This is a genomic window from Tepidimonas charontis (assembly GCF_007556685.1).
GTDB classification, from domain to species: Bacteria; Pseudomonadota; Gammaproteobacteria; order Burkholderiales; family Burkholderiaceae_C; genus Tepidimonas; species Tepidimonas charontis.
On record NZ_VJON01000002.1, the window covers coordinates 38,212 to 53,274 of the forward strand.

The 15,063-nt window shown below is 68.7% G+C and carries 13 protein-coding genes and 2 riboswitches; of the genes, 11 read left to right on the forward strand and 2 right to left on the reverse strand.

Annotated features, from left to right (window positions below; all coding sequences use genetic code 11):
• Positions 1 to 170: 170 nt before the first annotated feature.
• From hpnC to hpnE, 5 genes are read left to right on the forward strand one after another with little or no spacing between them, the layout of a single operon-like run.
• Entirely contained in the window at positions 171 to 1,082 is a 912-nt protein-coding gene (gene hpnC / locus Tchar_RS00975; protein ID WP_144327229.1) for a squalene synthase HpnC, read from the forward strand.
• Complete coding sequence (locus Tchar_RS00980; protein ID WP_144327230.1) at positions 1,079 to 2,191, forward strand: efflux RND transporter periplasmic adaptor subunit; 1,113 nt, start codon at positions 1,079 to 1,081, stop codon at positions 2,189 to 2,191. The genes hpnC and Tchar_RS00980 overlap by 4 nt, the downstream gene beginning before the upstream one ends.
• A gap of 9 nt (positions 2,192 to 2,200) precedes the next feature.
• Positions 2,201 to 5,329 (forward strand): efflux RND transporter permease subunit, encoded by a 3,129-nt coding sequence (locus Tchar_RS00985; RefSeq protein ID WP_144327231.1) that lies wholly within the window; start codon positions 2,201 to 2,203, stop codon positions 5,327 to 5,329.
• Positions 5,326 to 6,237 carry a presqualene diphosphate synthase HpnD gene (gene hpnD, locus Tchar_RS00990; RefSeq protein WP_144327232.1) on the forward strand — a complete coding sequence of 304 codons (912 nt, stop codon included), beginning with the start codon at positions 5,326 to 5,328 and terminating at the stop codon, positions 6,235 to 6,237. The genes Tchar_RS00985 and hpnD overlap by 4 nt, the downstream gene beginning before the upstream one ends.
• Positions 6,234 to 7,610 (forward strand): hydroxysqualene dehydroxylase HpnE, encoded by a 1,377-nt coding sequence (hpnE, locus tag Tchar_RS00995; RefSeq protein WP_144327233.1) that lies wholly within the window; start codon positions 6,234 to 6,236, stop codon positions 7,608 to 7,610. The genes hpnD and hpnE overlap by 4 nt, the downstream gene beginning before the upstream one ends.
• Here hpnE and Tchar_RS01000 read toward each other — a convergent pair.
• The gene (locus Tchar_RS01000) at positions 7,532 to 8,233 is read right to left on the reverse strand and encodes a glutathione S-transferase family protein (protein WP_144327234.1); all 702 of its coding nucleotides are present in this window, start codon (positions 8,231 to 8,233) and stop codon (positions 7,532 to 7,534) included. The two genes, hpnE and Tchar_RS01000, sit on opposite strands and share 79 nt — an antisense overlap.
• A gap of 115 nt (positions 8,234 to 8,348) precedes the next feature.
• Here Tchar_RS01000 and hemH point away from each other — a divergent pair, with 115 nt between their 5' ends.
• The 3 genes from hemH to Tchar_RS01015 all read left to right on the forward strand — a co-directional run bounded on the left by hemH (position 8,349) and on the right by Tchar_RS01015 (position 10,746).
• On the forward strand, positions 8,349 to 9,440 hold the full coding sequence (gene hemH, locus Tchar_RS01005) for a ferrochelatase (protein ID WP_144327235.1): 1,092 nt from the start codon (positions 8,349 to 8,351) through the stop codon (positions 9,438 to 9,440).
• 66 nt (positions 9,441 to 9,506) lie between these two features.
• Positions 9,507 to 9,980 carry an RNA-binding S4 domain-containing protein gene (locus tag Tchar_RS01010; RefSeq protein WP_144327236.1) on the forward strand — a complete coding sequence of 158 codons (474 nt, stop codon included), beginning with the start codon at positions 9,507 to 9,509 and terminating at the stop codon, positions 9,978 to 9,980.
• A gap of 178 nt (positions 9,981 to 10,158) precedes the next feature.
• Positions 10,159 to 10,746 (forward strand): peroxidase-related enzyme, encoded by a 588-nt coding sequence (locus tag Tchar_RS01015; RefSeq protein ID WP_144327237.1) that lies wholly within the window; start codon positions 10,159 to 10,161, stop codon positions 10,744 to 10,746.
• Positions 10,747 to 10,792: 46 nt separating this feature from the next.
• Here Tchar_RS01015 and Tchar_RS01020 read toward each other — a convergent pair whose 3' ends face one another.
• Positions 10,793 to 11,218, reverse strand: coding sequence for an acyl-CoA thioesterase (locus Tchar_RS01020; protein WP_144327238.1), 426 nt, complete (start codon positions 11,216 to 11,218; stop codon positions 10,793 to 10,795).
• Positions 11,219 to 11,347: 129 nt separating this feature from the next.
• Between Tchar_RS01020 and Tchar_RS01025 the strand changes: the two genes are divergently transcribed.
• From Tchar_RS01025 to gcvH, 3 genes are all read left to right on the forward strand, one after another.
• Complete coding sequence (locus Tchar_RS01025) at positions 11,348 to 13,033, forward strand: electron transfer flavoprotein-ubiquinone oxidoreductase (RefSeq protein WP_144327239.1); 1,686 nt, start codon at positions 11,348 to 11,350, stop codon at positions 13,031 to 13,033.
• Positions 13,034 to 13,119: 86 nt separating this feature from the next.
• Positions 13,120 to 13,238, forward strand: a riboswitch (glycine riboswitch).
• Between the two features lie 10 nt (positions 13,239 to 13,248).
• Positions 13,249 to 13,437: riboswitch (glycine riboswitch) on the forward strand.
• A gap of 53 nt (positions 13,438 to 13,490) precedes the next feature.
• A complete protein-coding gene (gcvT, locus tag Tchar_RS01030; RefSeq protein WP_144327240.1) occupies positions 13,491 to 14,621 on the forward strand; it encodes a glycine cleavage system aminomethyltransferase GcvT in 1,131 nt (376 codons plus the stop codon).
• A 69-nt stretch (positions 14,622 to 14,690) separates the two neighbouring features.
• Positions 14,691 to 15,056 (forward strand): glycine cleavage system protein GcvH, encoded by a 366-nt coding sequence (gene gcvH / locus Tchar_RS01035; protein ID WP_144327241.1) that lies wholly within the window; start codon positions 14,691 to 14,693, stop codon positions 15,054 to 15,056.
• The last annotated feature ends 7 nt before the right edge of the window (positions 15,057 to 15,063 follow it).

Genomic DNA, 15,063 nt, shown 5'->3' on the forward strand with positions numbered 1-15,063 from the left:
GCGTCGTTGGTTGTTGTTGTTGTCTTGGCTTCGGTGCAGCGCCGCCTCGGAAGACGGCACCGCACACGGTCTGCTCATGATGCTCGATTGTGCACCGAACGCCTGGCGGGCAGTGCGCGGGCAAACCCGGATGGCCACGGTGGCCGCTTCAGCTGTGGCACCATCGCGACATGGCGTTCATCCACGGCGTCGACCACCCTGAAAATTTTCCCGTCGCATCCTGGCTGTGCCCGCCGGCATGGCGCGATGCCGTGCGTGCGCTGTACGCCTTTGCGCGCACGGCCGACGATTTGGCCGACGAGGGGCGCGCCCCGCCAGCGCAACGACTGGCGGCATTGCAGGCCCTGCGGGTGCAGGTCATGGCCCTGTGGAACGCCCCCACCGCGGCGGCATCCACCGCCGCGCCGATGCTGGCAGCGCTGGCGCAGGCGCGCCAGCGCCACCAGCTGCCGCTGCCCCCTTTACTCGACCTGCTCGACGCCTTCGAGCAGGACGTGCGCTGGCAGGCCAGTGGGCGACGCTGGCGCGACGACGCCGAACTGCTGGCGTACTGCCGCCGCTCGGCGCAGCCGGTGGGGCGGATGCTGCTGCATTTGGCCGGGGTGCACGACGCCGCCTCGGTGGCGCAGAGCGATGCGATATGCAGTGGATTGCAACTCATCAACATGGCGCAGGACGTGGGCATCGACCTGGCGCGCGGACGCTGTTATTTGAGTGACGCGCGACTGCGCCGCCACGGCCTGGACCCGGCGCAGCCCCCCGAACGGTGGGACCCCGCCCGGCTGGCCAGCGCGGTACGCGAGCTGGCTGCCTCGGGTCGCGCTTTGTTGGCACGCGGCTGGCCGCTGCCGCAGCGCGTCGGTGGACGCTTCGGCTGGGAGTTGCGTCTGGTCCTGGAGGGGGGCTGGCGCATCGCCGAGCGCATCGAGCGCACGGGGGGACGTACGTGGCAGCAGCGCCCGCGGCTGCGTTGGGCCGATGCCCCAGCGCTGCTGTGGCGCAGCCTGTGGCGCCATCGACGCCACGCCCGTGCGCCCGCAGTGACCATTCCCGACCCGGTTTTTCATTCGTCAACGACATGAAATGCATTCGATTTTTGCGCCAGCCACGGCTGGCGGTGCTGGCGTGTGCGCTGGGCTGGCTCAGCGCTTCTTGGGCCAGCAGCACGGGCAGCGCCCGCTCTGCGGACAACGCAGCGCCCACGGTGGCGCCGGCGTTGGTTTCGACCGCCGCCTGGTCCAGCGTGCGGCAATATCCACTGCGCAGTGCGCCGGCCCAGTTGCTGCCGCGCAATGAGGCGCGCATCAGCGCCGAGGTCAGCGGGCGCATCGAACGCTGGTTTGCCGACGTCGGGCAGCGCGTAGCGGCCGGCGCAGCGCTGGCGCAGCTGGACGCCACCGACCTCGCGCTGGCCCGCGAGCGTGCGCGCACCGCTTGGGAGGCCGCCCAGGCGCGCCTGGCGCTGGCCGAAAGCCAGCTGCGGCGCGCGCGCGAGCTGCAGGCGCAAGGCTTTTTGTCGCCGGAGGCGCTGCACCAACGCGAAACCGAAGTGGCGCTGCAGCGCGCCGAGGTGGCCAACACGCACGCCCAATGGCGCAGCGCCGAACACCAGCTCAGCAAGACCGTGATCCGGGCGCCCTTTGCCGGTACCGTGATGCAGCGCCTGGCCCAGCAGGGCGAGGTGGTGGCGACCGGCACGCCGTTGTTCGTGCTGGCCGAGTTGCGCGCGCCCGAGGTGCAAGCCCAGTTGAGCCCCGCCGACGCCCGTGATCTGCGCAACGCGCGTGACGCCGAGCTGGTGACGCGCGACGGCCAAACCGTACCGTTGCGCTGGCTGCGCGCCACCGGCGCGGTGGCCAGCGGCACGCGCTTGCAGACGGTGCGCTTGGCGGTGCTGGGCGCCACCGAGCTGCTGCCCGGCAGCGATGGCGAGCTGCGCTGGCGCAGCGCCCAGCCGCACGTGCCGCCCGCGCTGCTGGTGCGCCGCGGCGATACGCTGGGCCTGTTCGTCGTGGACGATGGCGCGCAGCCGCCGCGCGCTCGCTGGGTGCCGCTGCCCGCCGCCCAGGAAGGCCGTGCGGCGCCGGTGGATTTGCCGGCCGATGCGCGCATCATCGTGCGCGGACAGCAGGCCGTGCAGGCGGGGCAGCCGGTGCGCGTGCTCGACGCGGCGGCACCGCATCAACCCTGAGGACGCACCATGCGGCTGCTGCGCGCCCTCATCACCAACCATCCGCTGGCCAACATCGCGTTCGTGGTGGTCATGGCGCTCGGCCTGCTGGGCTACCTCAGCCTGCCGCGCGAGCGCGATCCCGAGATCAATTTCAACTGGGTCAACATCACCACGGTGCTGCCTGGGGCCAGCGCCGAAGAAGTCGAGCGTTTGGTCACCGATCCGCTGGAAGACGCGATCAAGGGTGTGGCCGACGTGCGTTTCGTTATTTCCAGCTCCCGCGAAAACGTCTCCAGCATGCTGGTGCGTTTTCGCGACATCGACGATCGCACGTTCGACAAGCGCATGAATGACCTGCGGCGCGAGATCCAGAACAAGGCCAGCGCCGAGTTGCCCGAGACGGCCAAGGAGCCGCGCGTGCTGGAGATTTCCACCTCCAACGGCTTTCCCACGGCGATTTTGCGGCTGGCGGGCCAAGCCGACGATGAAGTGCTGCGGCGCGAGGGTCGGCGTATCCGCACCGACCTGGAGCGGCTGGCGGGTGTGGATCAAGTGTTCGCCTCGGGCCTGCGCGACCCGGAGCTGCTGGTGCGTCCCGACCCGCACGCGCTGGCCGCGCGCGGGCTCACCAGCGCCGACGTCGCCGATGCCCTGCGCGCCTGGTGGCGCGACACCGCAGCCGGCGCTCTGCGCACGACCGACGGGCTGTGGTCGGTCAGCGTCCGTGGCGTCACGCTCGACCCGCAGGTATTGGCCCAGTTGCCGGTGACGGCGGCCGGCCGCAGCGACGTGCACGCCCGCCTGGGCGACGTGGCGCGCATCGAGCGCGCGCGCGCCAAGCCCAGCCAACTGTCCTCGATGGATGGCCAGCCCACCATCTCGCTGGCGCTGACCAAAAAAGCACGCACCAACACCTTGACCTTGTTGGCATCGATCCGCGCCTACATCGAACGTGAAAACGCGGTGCTGGCGCCGCTGGGCTTGCGCCTGACGCTGACCGACGACCAGACCATCCCCACGCGCGAGGCCATCGACGTCATGCAGACCAACGCTCTGTACGGCATGCTGTTGGTGCTGGCGGTGAGCTGGCTGTTCCTGGGCTGGCGCATCGGCGTGCTGGTAGCGCTGGGCATTCCGTTTTCGCTGCTGGGCACGTTCGCGGTGCTGCACTGGCTGGGCTACACGCTCAACATCTCGGTGCTGTTGGGCGTGGTGATCGCGTTGGGCATGTTGGTGGACGACGCGGTGGTGGTGGTGGAAGCCATTTACTATCGCATCGAGCGCGGGCAGGCCGCGCTGGCAGCCAGTCTGGAGGGCATTGCCGAGGTGTGGAAGCCGGTGGTGGCGTCGGTGGCCACCACGCTGGCTGCGTTTTTGCCGCTGATGCTGCTGCCGGGCATCGTCGGCAAATTCATGTTCGTCATCCCGTTCGTGGTGACGCTGGCGCTGCTCATTTCGCTGACGGAAGCGTTCTGGATGATGCCGGTGCACGTGAGCATGCTGCGGCTGCGGCTGGATCGGCCGTCGCGCGTGCAGGCCTGGCGCCAACGCTTCAACCGCGCGCTGCGCTTACGCTACGGGCAGGCGCTGGCGGTGGTGTTGCGGCGCCCCGGTCTCTTTCTGGCCGTCGCCGTGCTGATCATGGCCAGCGCCGGCGCCTTGGTGGTCACTGGCGTAGTGCGGGTGCAATTTTTCGCCTTCGACCCGGTGCGCGCGTTCTACGTCAATGTGGACATGCCCGCCAACGCCACTTTGGAGGACACCTTGGCCGAGGTCGAGCGCGTCGAGCAGGCGGTGCGCGCGCGCCTGCGCGGCGTCGGTGACGCCACCGCCGGGCACGAGGCCCGTGCCGTCACCTCCACCGCGGGGCTGAAATTCACCGAGACCGAACCGGTCTATGGGGACCATTACGGGCAGGTATTCGTGTCGCTCAACCCGCGTACCCCCGACAGCCGGGAGGTGCGCGAAATCGTCGAGGCCATGCGCGCCGACATCGAAAACCTTCCGGGCCCGGGACGCAAGAGTTTCACCTTGCTGTCGGGCGGGCCACCGGCGGGCAAGGCCATCAGCGTCAAGGTACGCGGCGACGACTTCGAGCGCATCCAAGCGGCGGCGGACGCGCTCAAGGCGGTCATTGCCGCTTTGCCCGGCGCACGCGACGTGCAAGACGACAACGTGCCCGGCCGGCCACAACTGCGATTGCAGGTGGACGCCGAGGCCGCGCGCGCCCTGGGCGTGCCTGCGGCCCAGGCCGCGCGCCTGGTGCGCCTGGCCATCGACGGCGAGGTGGTGGCGTTCACACGCGACGGCGGCGACAAAATCGAGCTGCGCGTGCGCCACCCCGAGCCCCCCGAGCCCCTGCCCGACCCGATGGCGCTGCTGCGCACACCGGTGGCCCTGCCCAACGGGCAGGTCACCCAACTGGGCCAATTGGTGCACGCCGACATCGAGCCCGTGCGCGGTTTCATCCGCCACCACAATTTGCGCCGCGCTATCACGGTGGAGGCCAATTTGGACAAAGAGGTACTCGACACCGCCGAAGCCAACCGCCGCATCCGCGCCGCCTGGGAGACGCTGCACTTGCAGCACCCCGGCATCGACCTCGATTTTTCGGGCGAGCTGGAAGACATCGAAGAAAGCCTGGGCGCGATGCAGCAGCTCTTCCTGCTCGGCGTCGGTTTGATTTATTTGATTTTGGCCGCGCAGTTCCGCAGCTACGGGCAGCCGCTGTTGATCTTGGTGACGGTGCCGCTGGCGTTTGCCGGCGTGGCCATCGGGCTGGCCGTCACCCGCAACCCGCTGTCGCTGTACACCCTGTACGGTGTGATCGCTTTGACCGGCATCGCCGTCAACAGCGCCATCGTTCTCATCGACGCCGCCAACGAGCGGTTGCGCGCCGGCATGGGCATCATCCACGCCGCGCTGTGGGCGGCGCGGCGGCGCGTGGTGCCGGTGCTCATCACCAGCACCACTACCATCGGCGGCTTGATCTCGCTGGCCTTTGGTCTGGGCGGACACAGCCTGCTGTGGGGGCCGGTGGCCTCCAGCATCGTCTGGGGGCTGCTGGTGTCCACCGCGCTGACGCTGTTCGTGATTCCCCCCTTGTACGTGTTGACCATGCGGGCCACGCGCCGACCGCGGAGTCCCGTGCCATGAATCGTTCTCCTGCCCCCACGGGGTCCCCTTCCACGGCAGTGCCGGCCACCGCGCTGGCCTACGTCCAGGAGCGCGCTGCCGCCTCCGGCAGCAGCTTCTACTATGCGTTTTTGTTTTTGCCACCCGCGCGTCGCGCCGCCATCACCGCTTTTTACGCGTTTTGCCGGGAAATCGACGACATCGTCGATGAAACGCACGACCCGCAGGTAGCGCAGACCAAACTGCACTGGTGGCGCGAGCAGGTGGCGCTGACCTTTGCCGCACAGGGCCGCCCGCAGCACCCGGTGCTGCAAGCTCTGCAGCCGCACATCGGCGCCTTTGGACTGACACCCGAACCGCTGTGGCACATCATCGACGGCTGCGAGATGGACGTGCACCAAAACCGCTACCTGGACTTTGCGGCCCTGCAGCGCTACTGCCATCTGGTCGCTGGTGTGGTGGGTGAAGTGTCGGCGCGTATCTTCGGGCAAACCGACCCCGGCACCACCGCCTACGCCCATCGTTTGGGGCTGGCGCTGCAACTGACCAACATCATTCGCGACGTCGGCGAAGACGCGCTGCGCGGGCGGCTGTACCTGCCCATCGACGAACTGCAGCGCTTCGGCGTCAAAGCGCACGAGATCTTGAAGCGTGGCATCGGCGCCGGGCCCGATTTTGCAGCGCGCTTTGACGCGCTGCTGCGCTTTCAGATCGAGCGAGCGCTGACCACCTATGACGAGGCCGTTGCCCTGCTGCCGCTGGCCGACCGACGCGCGCAAAAGCCGGGGCTGATGATGGCCAGCATCTACCGCACCCTGTTGCGCGAGATCGCACGCGAGCCCGGCTTGGTACTGACGCAGCGTGTGGCGCTGACACCGCTGCGCAAATTTTGGCTGGCGTGGAAGGTGCAGGCACTGGGGCGGCTGTGAGTGGACGGCGGCTGACCATCGTCGGCGGTGGCTGGGCGGGGCTGGCTGCGGCTGTCGCCGCGGCTGACACTGGCTGGCAGGTGACCGTGCTGGAGGCTGCGCGCCACTGGGGTGGCCGAGCGCGGCGACTGACCGTACGTGACGCCGATGGCGCCGCTTGGTTTCTGGACAATGGCCAACATCTGCTGATCGGCGCCTACACCGCCACCCTCGGACTGCTACGACGCCTGGGCGTGGTGCCGCAAGCGTGTGTGCAGCGCCTGCCGCTGACGCTGCGCACCCCGCAGGGCGATGGCGTGGCGCTGCCGCGCTGGGGCGCGCACCTGCCCGCCGCCCTGGCCCCGCTGGCGGTGGCAGTGGGGCTACTGGGCGCGCGCGGCTGGACCCTGCGCGAGCGGCTGGCGACGCTGCAGGTGACACTGCGCTGGCAGCGCCAAGGCTTTGCCTGTACGCCCGCGACCACCGTGGCCGACCTGTGCGCGCCGCTGCCCGAGCGCGTGCGCCGCGAGCTGTTCGAGTTGCTGTGCGTGGCCGCGCTCAACACCCCACCGGCGCAGGCCAGTGGCGCCGTCTTTCTGCGCGTGCTGCACGATGCGCTGCTGGGCAGTACCCCACCGCCGTATGCGGCCAGCGACCTGCTGGTGCCACGGGTGGACCTGGGCGCGTTGCTGCCCGACGCCGCTGTTGCGGCCTTGCGGCGGCGCGGCGCGCGGCCGCTGACGGGCGCACGGGCGGTGGCGCTGCAGCACGGTGATACCGATGCGCGCTGGCAGGTGCGGCTGGCCGACGGCACGACCCTATCCAGTGACGCCGTGGTGTTGGCCTGCCCGGTGTGGGAGGCAGCGCGCCTGTTGGCACCGCTGGGCGCCGACGAAGACCCCATTCGACGCTGGTGCGCCAGCGCGCGCGCCTTGACCCATCTGCCGATTGCCACCGTCTATCTGCGCCCACCGCCACAGTGGCGCTGGCCGGCAACAGCGCCACTGCTGGCGCTGCGCAGCGACCCGGCGTCGGCACCGGCCCAGTTCGTGTTCTGGCACCGGCGCATGGGGGCGCCGTCGCCCTATCTGGCGTGGGTGGCCAGCGCCCCGGAACCCGCACTGGCCACCGACCGCGAAGCGCTGACGCGCGCCGTACAGGCGCAAGCCCGCACGCAACTCGGACTGGCCCACACCGAGCCGCTGCTGACGGTGATCGAAAAGCGCGCCACCTTCGCCTGCACCGCTGGACTGCAGCGACCGCCTGCCACCATCGCACCCGGCCTGATGGCCGCGGGCGACGCGATCGACGGCCCCTACCCCGCCACGCTGGAAGGCGCAGTGCGCTCCGGGCTGGCGGCCGCCGCCGCTTTGTCAGCAGCCTTCAGCGTCTGATACGCCGGGCGCGCATGGCAGCGCTGCACCCAGGCGTGCACATGGGGGAAGGCATGCATCAGCTCGTGCGACGGACGGGTCCAGTTGGCAACGCAGGCCACGCACAGATCGGCGATCGTGAAGCGCTCGGCAGCCAAGTACGCACAGCCGTGCTCGGCCTGCCGCGCCAGGTGCGCGTCCAAAACGCCCAACGGCCCACGCAAGCGCTGTTCTGCCACGGCCAGTCTGCCAGCGTCACGCCGCTGCGGCGGCAAACCGATGCGGTGCATCAACACGGCAAGCGCATCGGTCTCCAGCTCGGTCATGGCCCAAAACGCCCAGCGCAACGCCTCGGCGTCTTCAGCCGGATTGGCCGGCGCGATGTCGCTGCCATCGCCGCGACCATGGTGCCGCGCCAGATACAGCGCACAGGCCATCGACTCCCACACCACCACGCGGCCCTCGGGGCGCTCGTCCACCAGCACTGGAATATGCCCGTTGGGGTTGAGCGCCAAAAACTCGGGCGTGCGCGTGGCGCCGCCCTGATACGGGGTGGGCACATGGGTGTAAGACAACCCCAGCTCCTGCGCGGCCCACAACGGGCGCACGGCGCGCGAGGCGAAAATACCGTAAATCGTCAGCACGAGCCACTCCTTGAACGAATCGACACGACATCGACCGGCGCGCGGTCAACCGGTTGCCCACGCTGGTCATTACGGGGCGCGCTGCACGCCGCTGGCCCCTGGGCGAGAATAGCGCATGAGCATGCGCACCGAGCCCCCCTACTCGCATGGCCAGACGGCCGCCACCGGCATTTTGTGGGTCAACCTGGGCACCCCGGCTGCCCCGACGGCAGCCGCACTGCGCCGCTATCTGGCGGAATTTTTGGGTGATCCGCGTGTGGTCGAAATCCCCCGCCCGATCTGGTGGTTGATCCTGCACGGCATCATCCTCAACGTGCGGCCGGCCAAGTCGGCCGCCAAGTACGCCACCATCTGGACGGCAGAGGGCTCGCCGCTGAAGGTCTGGACCGAGCGCCAAGCCGCCTATCTGCAGGGACTGCTCGGCGAGCGGGGTCACCACGTCACGGTCCGCTGGGCCATGCGCTACGGCGAGCCCGCCATCCGGCACCAACTCGACGCCCTCAAGGCGGCCGGCTGCACCCGCATCCTCATCCTGCCCGCGTACCCGCAATACTGCGCCGCCACCACCGCCAGCGCCTTCGACGCGGTCTACGAATGGGCGCGCCAGCTGCGCTGGGTGCCGGAGCTGCGCTTCGTCAACCAGTACCACGACGACGCGGGCTACATCGGCGCGCTGGCCCAACGGGTGCGCGCGCACTGGGCGCAACATGGCCGGCCCGAGCGGCTGGTGATGAGCTTTCATGGCATGCCCGAACGCACGCTGCTGCGCGGCGACCCCTACCACTGCGAATGCCACAAAACCGGCCGCCTGCTGGCCGAAGCGCTGGGCTTGGCGCGCGAGCAGTACGTGGTGACCTTCCAATCTCGCTTTGGCCGGGCCAAATGGCTGCAGCCCTACACCGAGCCGACGCTGGTGGCGCTGGCCCGGCAAGGGGTGGGCCGCGTCGATGTCATTTGCCCGGGTTTTACCGGCGACTGCATCGAAACACTGGAAGAAATCAACCTGGAAGCGCGCGCCGCCTTTCTCGCCGCCGGCGGGCACACCTTTCACTACATCCCGTGCCTGAACGACGATCCGGCCTGGCTGCGGGCACTGGCCGATATCGCTGAGCGGCATCTGGCGGGTTGGCCCACCACGGTTGCACCCGACCCCGCTGCCGCCCAGGCTACGCGCGAGCGGGCGCTGGCCATGGGGGCCAGCGCCTAATGCGCCAGCGACGCAGGCCGCACGCCTGCTTGCCTCAGGGTCATCGACTGCTCTGTCGAATCGATCATGTCAGCCCAGCGACCATCCTCCCGTGACGACGCCACGTCCGACCGCATCCGGCTCGACAAGTGGCTGTGGGCCGCACGCTTTTACAAAACGCGCGCGCTGGCGGCCGAGGCCATCGAGCGCGGCTGGGTTCGGGTCAACGATGCTGCCGCCAAGGCCAGCCGCGAGCCGCGCGTGGGCGACACGCTGCGCCTGCGCACGGGCGACGTCTGGCGCACCGTGATCGTGCGGGGCTTGAGCCGCGTGCGCGGGCCGGCCGCCCAAGCGGCACTGCTCTACGAGGAAACGCCGGAGTCGCTGGCGGCGCGCGAGCGCTGGGCCGAGCAGCGCCGCCTGGCCCCAGAGCCTGCTGCCACCCTGACCCAGGGTCGCCCCACCAAGCGCGACCGGCGCCGCCTGCAAGCGTGGGAGCGTGCGGGGCAGGCACGCCCGAGCTGGAACGCACGCTGGAGCGCTTCGCTCGATGAAGACTGAGCGGCGCTCGAGGGCGCTCGGATGGGGTGCCCCGCAGATCCACGTACGATATCGTGTCGCCGCAGGTGCCCGTTGCGGCTGTCCTCGTCCGCACTGGAGTCGCATCACGCCGTGTGCCCACCCACTTCGTCTCGACGGCCCGTGGGCCACGCCGACGCCTTCTTCGAGGAGCCACCCGATGAGCCATCGCTACCCGCTGCCCGACCTCAACACCCTGCCTGACGACATCCGCGCGCGCATCTTGGAGGTACAGGAAAAAGCCGGCTTCATACCCAATGTCTTTCTGATGTTCGCCCGCCGGCCGGCGGAGTGGCGTGCTTTCTTTGCCTACCACGATGCGCTGATGATGCCCGAGACCGTTGGGCGCAGTTCCAATCTCACCAAGGGCGAACGCGAGATGATCGTGGTGGCCACCAGCGCCGCCAATCAATGCCTGTACTGCGTGGTGGCACACGGCGCCATCTTGCGCGTGTACGAAAAGCAACCACTGATCGCCGACCAGGTCGCCGTCAACTACCGCAAAGCCGAGATTACGCCGCGCCAGCGTGCCATCTTGGACTTCGCGATGAAGGTGTGCCAGCGTTCGCACGAAATCGAAGAAGCCGACTTCGCTGCCCTGCACGCTCATGGGCTCGATGACGAAGACATCTGGGACATCGCCGCCATCACCGCCTTTTTCGGTCTGTCCAACCGGATGGCCTCATTCAGCGGCATGGTGCCCAATCCGGAGTTTTACCTGATTGGCCGCATCCCCAAAACACGTTGAACGAATGGCCGCGCTGGCGTGCCGCGGCCCACACGGCGGGCCCCGCCTAGCCCGCTGCCAAGCGCTGACGCAAGACATCGGGCAGCGGCTGCGAGCGCTGCGCCGGAAAATCCACCCACACCACGGTGGCGCCCCCGGTCGCGTACACCGTACCGGGGTCGTCGCTGCGGCTCATCTCGTGAAACATGTCGAACGAGCGCTGCCCCAGCGCACCGACGTAGCTGCGCACGATCACCTCCCCCGGGTATTGCAGCTGGCGCAAAAAATTGCAGAAAGCGTTGACGATCACGGGGCCCTGCCCGCGCGGATTGGCCGGCATGCCCCACTCGTCCATCCACTGCAGGCGCGCCGTCTCCATGTAGCGAAAATAGATGGTGTTGTTGACGTGCCCCATGGCGTCCATATCGCCCCACCGAATGGGGATCGTCATGGTGTGCACGAGGCTTCGCTCGGCAGGCAGTTCCAGTCGCATGATGATGGCTTTCGTGTCAATGGCTTGACAAACATTGTGCGACAGCGCCGACTACAATCTCGCGCCACCCTGACACCCATCTGACAGCGGCAGCCGCGATGCGCCGCTCCACCCGGAGGACCGACCCCCATGCAAACGCCCGCGCATCTGATCGAACAGTATGGCCCGCGCGAGGCCATGGCGTACGACGTCGTCATCGTTGGCGGTGGCCCGGCCGGCCTGGCCACCGCCATCCGCCTCAAGCAGCTGGCGGCCGAGCGCAGCGCCGAGGTCAGCGTGTGTGTGCTGGAGAAGGGCTCCGAGCCGGGCGCACACATCCTGTCGGGGGCGGTGATGGACCCGCGCGCCCTCACCGAACTGTTTGCCGACTGGAAGACGCGCGGCGCCCCGCTGAACCAGCCCGTCACCGCCGACGAGGTCCTGTTTTTGGAAGCCGACGGTGCTCTGCGCATCCCGCAGTGGCTGCTGCCCGAGTGCTTCCACAACGAGGGCAACTACGTCATCAGCCTGGGAGCCGTGACCAAGTGGCTGGCCGAGCAGGCCGAAGCCCTGGGGGTGGAAATCTTCCCGGGCTTCGCCGCCGCCGAGATCCTCTACACCGACGAGGGCGCCGTCAAAGGGGTGGCCACCGGCCACATGGGGCTGGGCAAAGATGGCCAGCCCACCGAGGCCTTCCAGCTTGGCATGGAGCTGCACGCCAAATACACGGTATTTGCCGAAGGCGCGCGCGGGCACTTGGGCAAACAGCTCATCGCGCGCTTTCGGCTCGACGAGGGCAAAGATCCGCAGACCTACGGCATCGGCATCAAGGAGCTGTGGGAGATTCCACCGGAAAAAGCCAAACCCGGGCTGGTGGTACACACCGCTGGCTGGCCGCTGGATGAGCATACTTACGGCGGCGGCTTTCTGTACCACCTGGAAGGCAACAAGGTCACGCTGGGCTTCGTCGTCGGACTGGACTACCAGAACCCGTGGCTGAGCCCCTTCGAGGAGATGCAGCGCTGGAAGACGCACCCGGCCATTCGCGCGCACATCGAAGGTGGCAAGCGCATCGGCTACGGCGCACGCGCCATCACCGCGGGCGGCCTGCTGAGCCTGCCCAAAACGGTCTTCCCCGGCGGCGCCTTGGTCGGCTGTGATGCGGGCTATCTGAACGCCGCGCGCATCAAAGGCAGCCATGCCGCCATCAAGACCGGCATGCTGTGCGCCGAGGCCGCCTTCGAGGCCCTGCAAGCCGGCCGCCAGCACGACGAATTGCAGGCCTACCCGGCCGCCTTCGAGCAAAGCTGGCTGTACCAGGAGCTGCACCGCGCGCGCAACTTCAAATCCTGGTTCAAAAAAGGTAACACCATCGGCGCGCTGATGACCGGCATCGAGCACTGGCTGCTGCCCAAGCTCGGCATCCAAAGCCCGCCGTGGACCGTGCGCCGACACACCCCGGACCACGCGCGCCTGCATGCCGCCAGCCAGGTCGAGCCGATCCGCTACCCCAAGCCTGACGGGGTACTGACCTTCGACCGCCTCAGCAGTGTCTTCCTCTCCAACACCAACCACGAGGAAAACCAACCGCCGCACCTGACGCTGAAGGACCCGAGCGTCCCGGTGGCGGTGAATCTGGCCCAGTACGCTGGGCCAGAGAGCCGCTACTGCCCGGCTGGCGTGTACGAGTTCGTCGAAAAGGATGGCGCAGCGCAACTCGTCATCAACGCACAGAACTGCGTGCACTGCAAAACCTGCGACATCAAAGACCCGACGCAAAACATCGTCTGGGTCACACCCGAAGGCGGCGGTGGCCCCAACTACGCCGGTATGTGAACGAGCGTGCAGACGCGGCCGCACACCGCGCGCCGTGAACGACTGCGCGGGCCGGACCTGACACCGCGCACGTCTGGCCGCTACAATGCGGTTCATCAGGAGAGAGCCAGCCCGGGCTTGCAGGCACGCACTGCAGCCCGCCCAGCGGCCGCCGAAGGCGCAGGCCCACCGCCGAACGCTCAGGCAAAAGGACTGATGCAGCGCTCGCGTGCGGGCGCTTGCCTGCTGGAGAGAGGTGTCGCGCGCCCAGCGGGGCCGCGGTGCGGTGCAGGGTCATGACGACCGCTGGACCCACCGGTCGGCCCGTTCGGGGGCCGCACCCACCGAAGGAGCAAATGCCATGGCAGCCGAGCTGGCGGCGCGATGGCGTGAATCTCTCAGGTAAAGCGGACAGCAGGTGTGCCCCGGCTCCCCGTCGTCGGGAGGCCGGATGTTGCCACCTTCTGGAGCATCGCCCATGTCCGCTGCCACCGACACCTTACGCAAAACCCCGCTGTACGACCTGCACCTGGCGCTGGGCGCGCGCATGGTACCGTTTGCCGGCTACCACATGCCGGTGCAATATCCGCAGGGGCTGCTGCGCGAACACCAGCACACGCGGCAAGCGGCCGGACTGTTCGACGTCTCACACATGGGGCAGGTGCGGCTGCACGGTGCGCAAGCCGCCGCCGCGCTCGAGACGCTGATCCCCATGGACGTGTTGGGGCTGGGCCTGCACCGCCAGCGCTACGGCTTGCTGCTCAATGACGATGGCGGCATTCTGGACGATCTGATGTTCGTCAACCGCGGTGACGACCTGTGGCTGGTGGTCAACGGCGCCTGCAAAGCCGCCGACATCGCCCACCTGCAAGCACGCATCGGACAACGCTGCCACGTCGAGCCGCTGCCCGAGCGCGCACTGTTGGCGCTGCAGGGGCCGCTGGCCGTGCAAGCGCTGCAACGCGTGCTGCCCGGGGTCGAGCGTCTGGTGTTCATGACCGGCATGCCCGCCACCTGGGAAGGCGCCGACCTCTACGTCACGCGCAGCGGCTACACCGGCGAAGACGGCTTCGAAATCTCGGTGCCGGGCGACGCCGCCACCGCCTTCGCGCAGGCGCTGCTGGCGCAGCCCGAGGTCAAGCCGATCGGCCTGGGCGCACGCAATTCACTGCGCCTGGAAGCGGGCCTGTGTCTGCACGGCCACGACATCGACACCACCACCACGCCGGCCGAAGCGGCGCTGGGCTGGGCGATTCAGAAAGTGCGCCGGCGCGGCGGCGCGCGCGCGGGCGGCTTTCCGGGCGCCGAGCGCGTGCTGGCCCAGCTCGACGGCAGCGCACCGCTGCAGCGCCTGCGCGTGGGCCTGATCGCGCAGGAGCGCGTGCCGGTGCGTGAGCCAGCGCCCTTGCACACGCCGGCCGGCGAGGCGGTGGGCCAGGTCACCAGCGGGTTGCTGTCGCCCACGCTCGACCAGCCGATCGCCATGGGCTATGTGGCCAGTGCGCACGCGGCGGTCGGCACGGTGCTACACGCCATCGTACGTGGCCGGCCGGTGCCGATGACGGTGACGGCGCTGCCTTTCGTGCCCCCGCGCTACCACCGCGGTTGATGGGCGTGCACGCGGCAGCGTGGACGACCCGACGCCTTTCTTTCCGACCCTCTTCTCCTGGAGCCAGCCATGACCCTGAAATTCACCCCCGACCACGAATGGATCCGCGTCGAAGGCGACGTCGGCACCGTCGGCATCACCCACCACGCGCAGGACGCGCTGGGCGACGTGGTCTTCGTCGAGTTGCCCGAAGTCGGCAAGACGTATGCACAGAAGGATGTCGCCGGGGTGGTGGAATCCGTCAAAGCCGCCGCCGACGTCTATATGCCCGTCAGCGGCGAAGTGATCGAGGTCAACGAAGCCTTGCGTGCCGACCCCTCCCTGGCCAACAGCGACCCGCTGGGCGCCGGCTGGTTTTTCAAAGTGCGCCTGAGCCAGCCCGCCGAGCTCGACACCCTGCTGGATGAGACGGCCTACGGTCAGTTGACGCAGTAATCGGAGC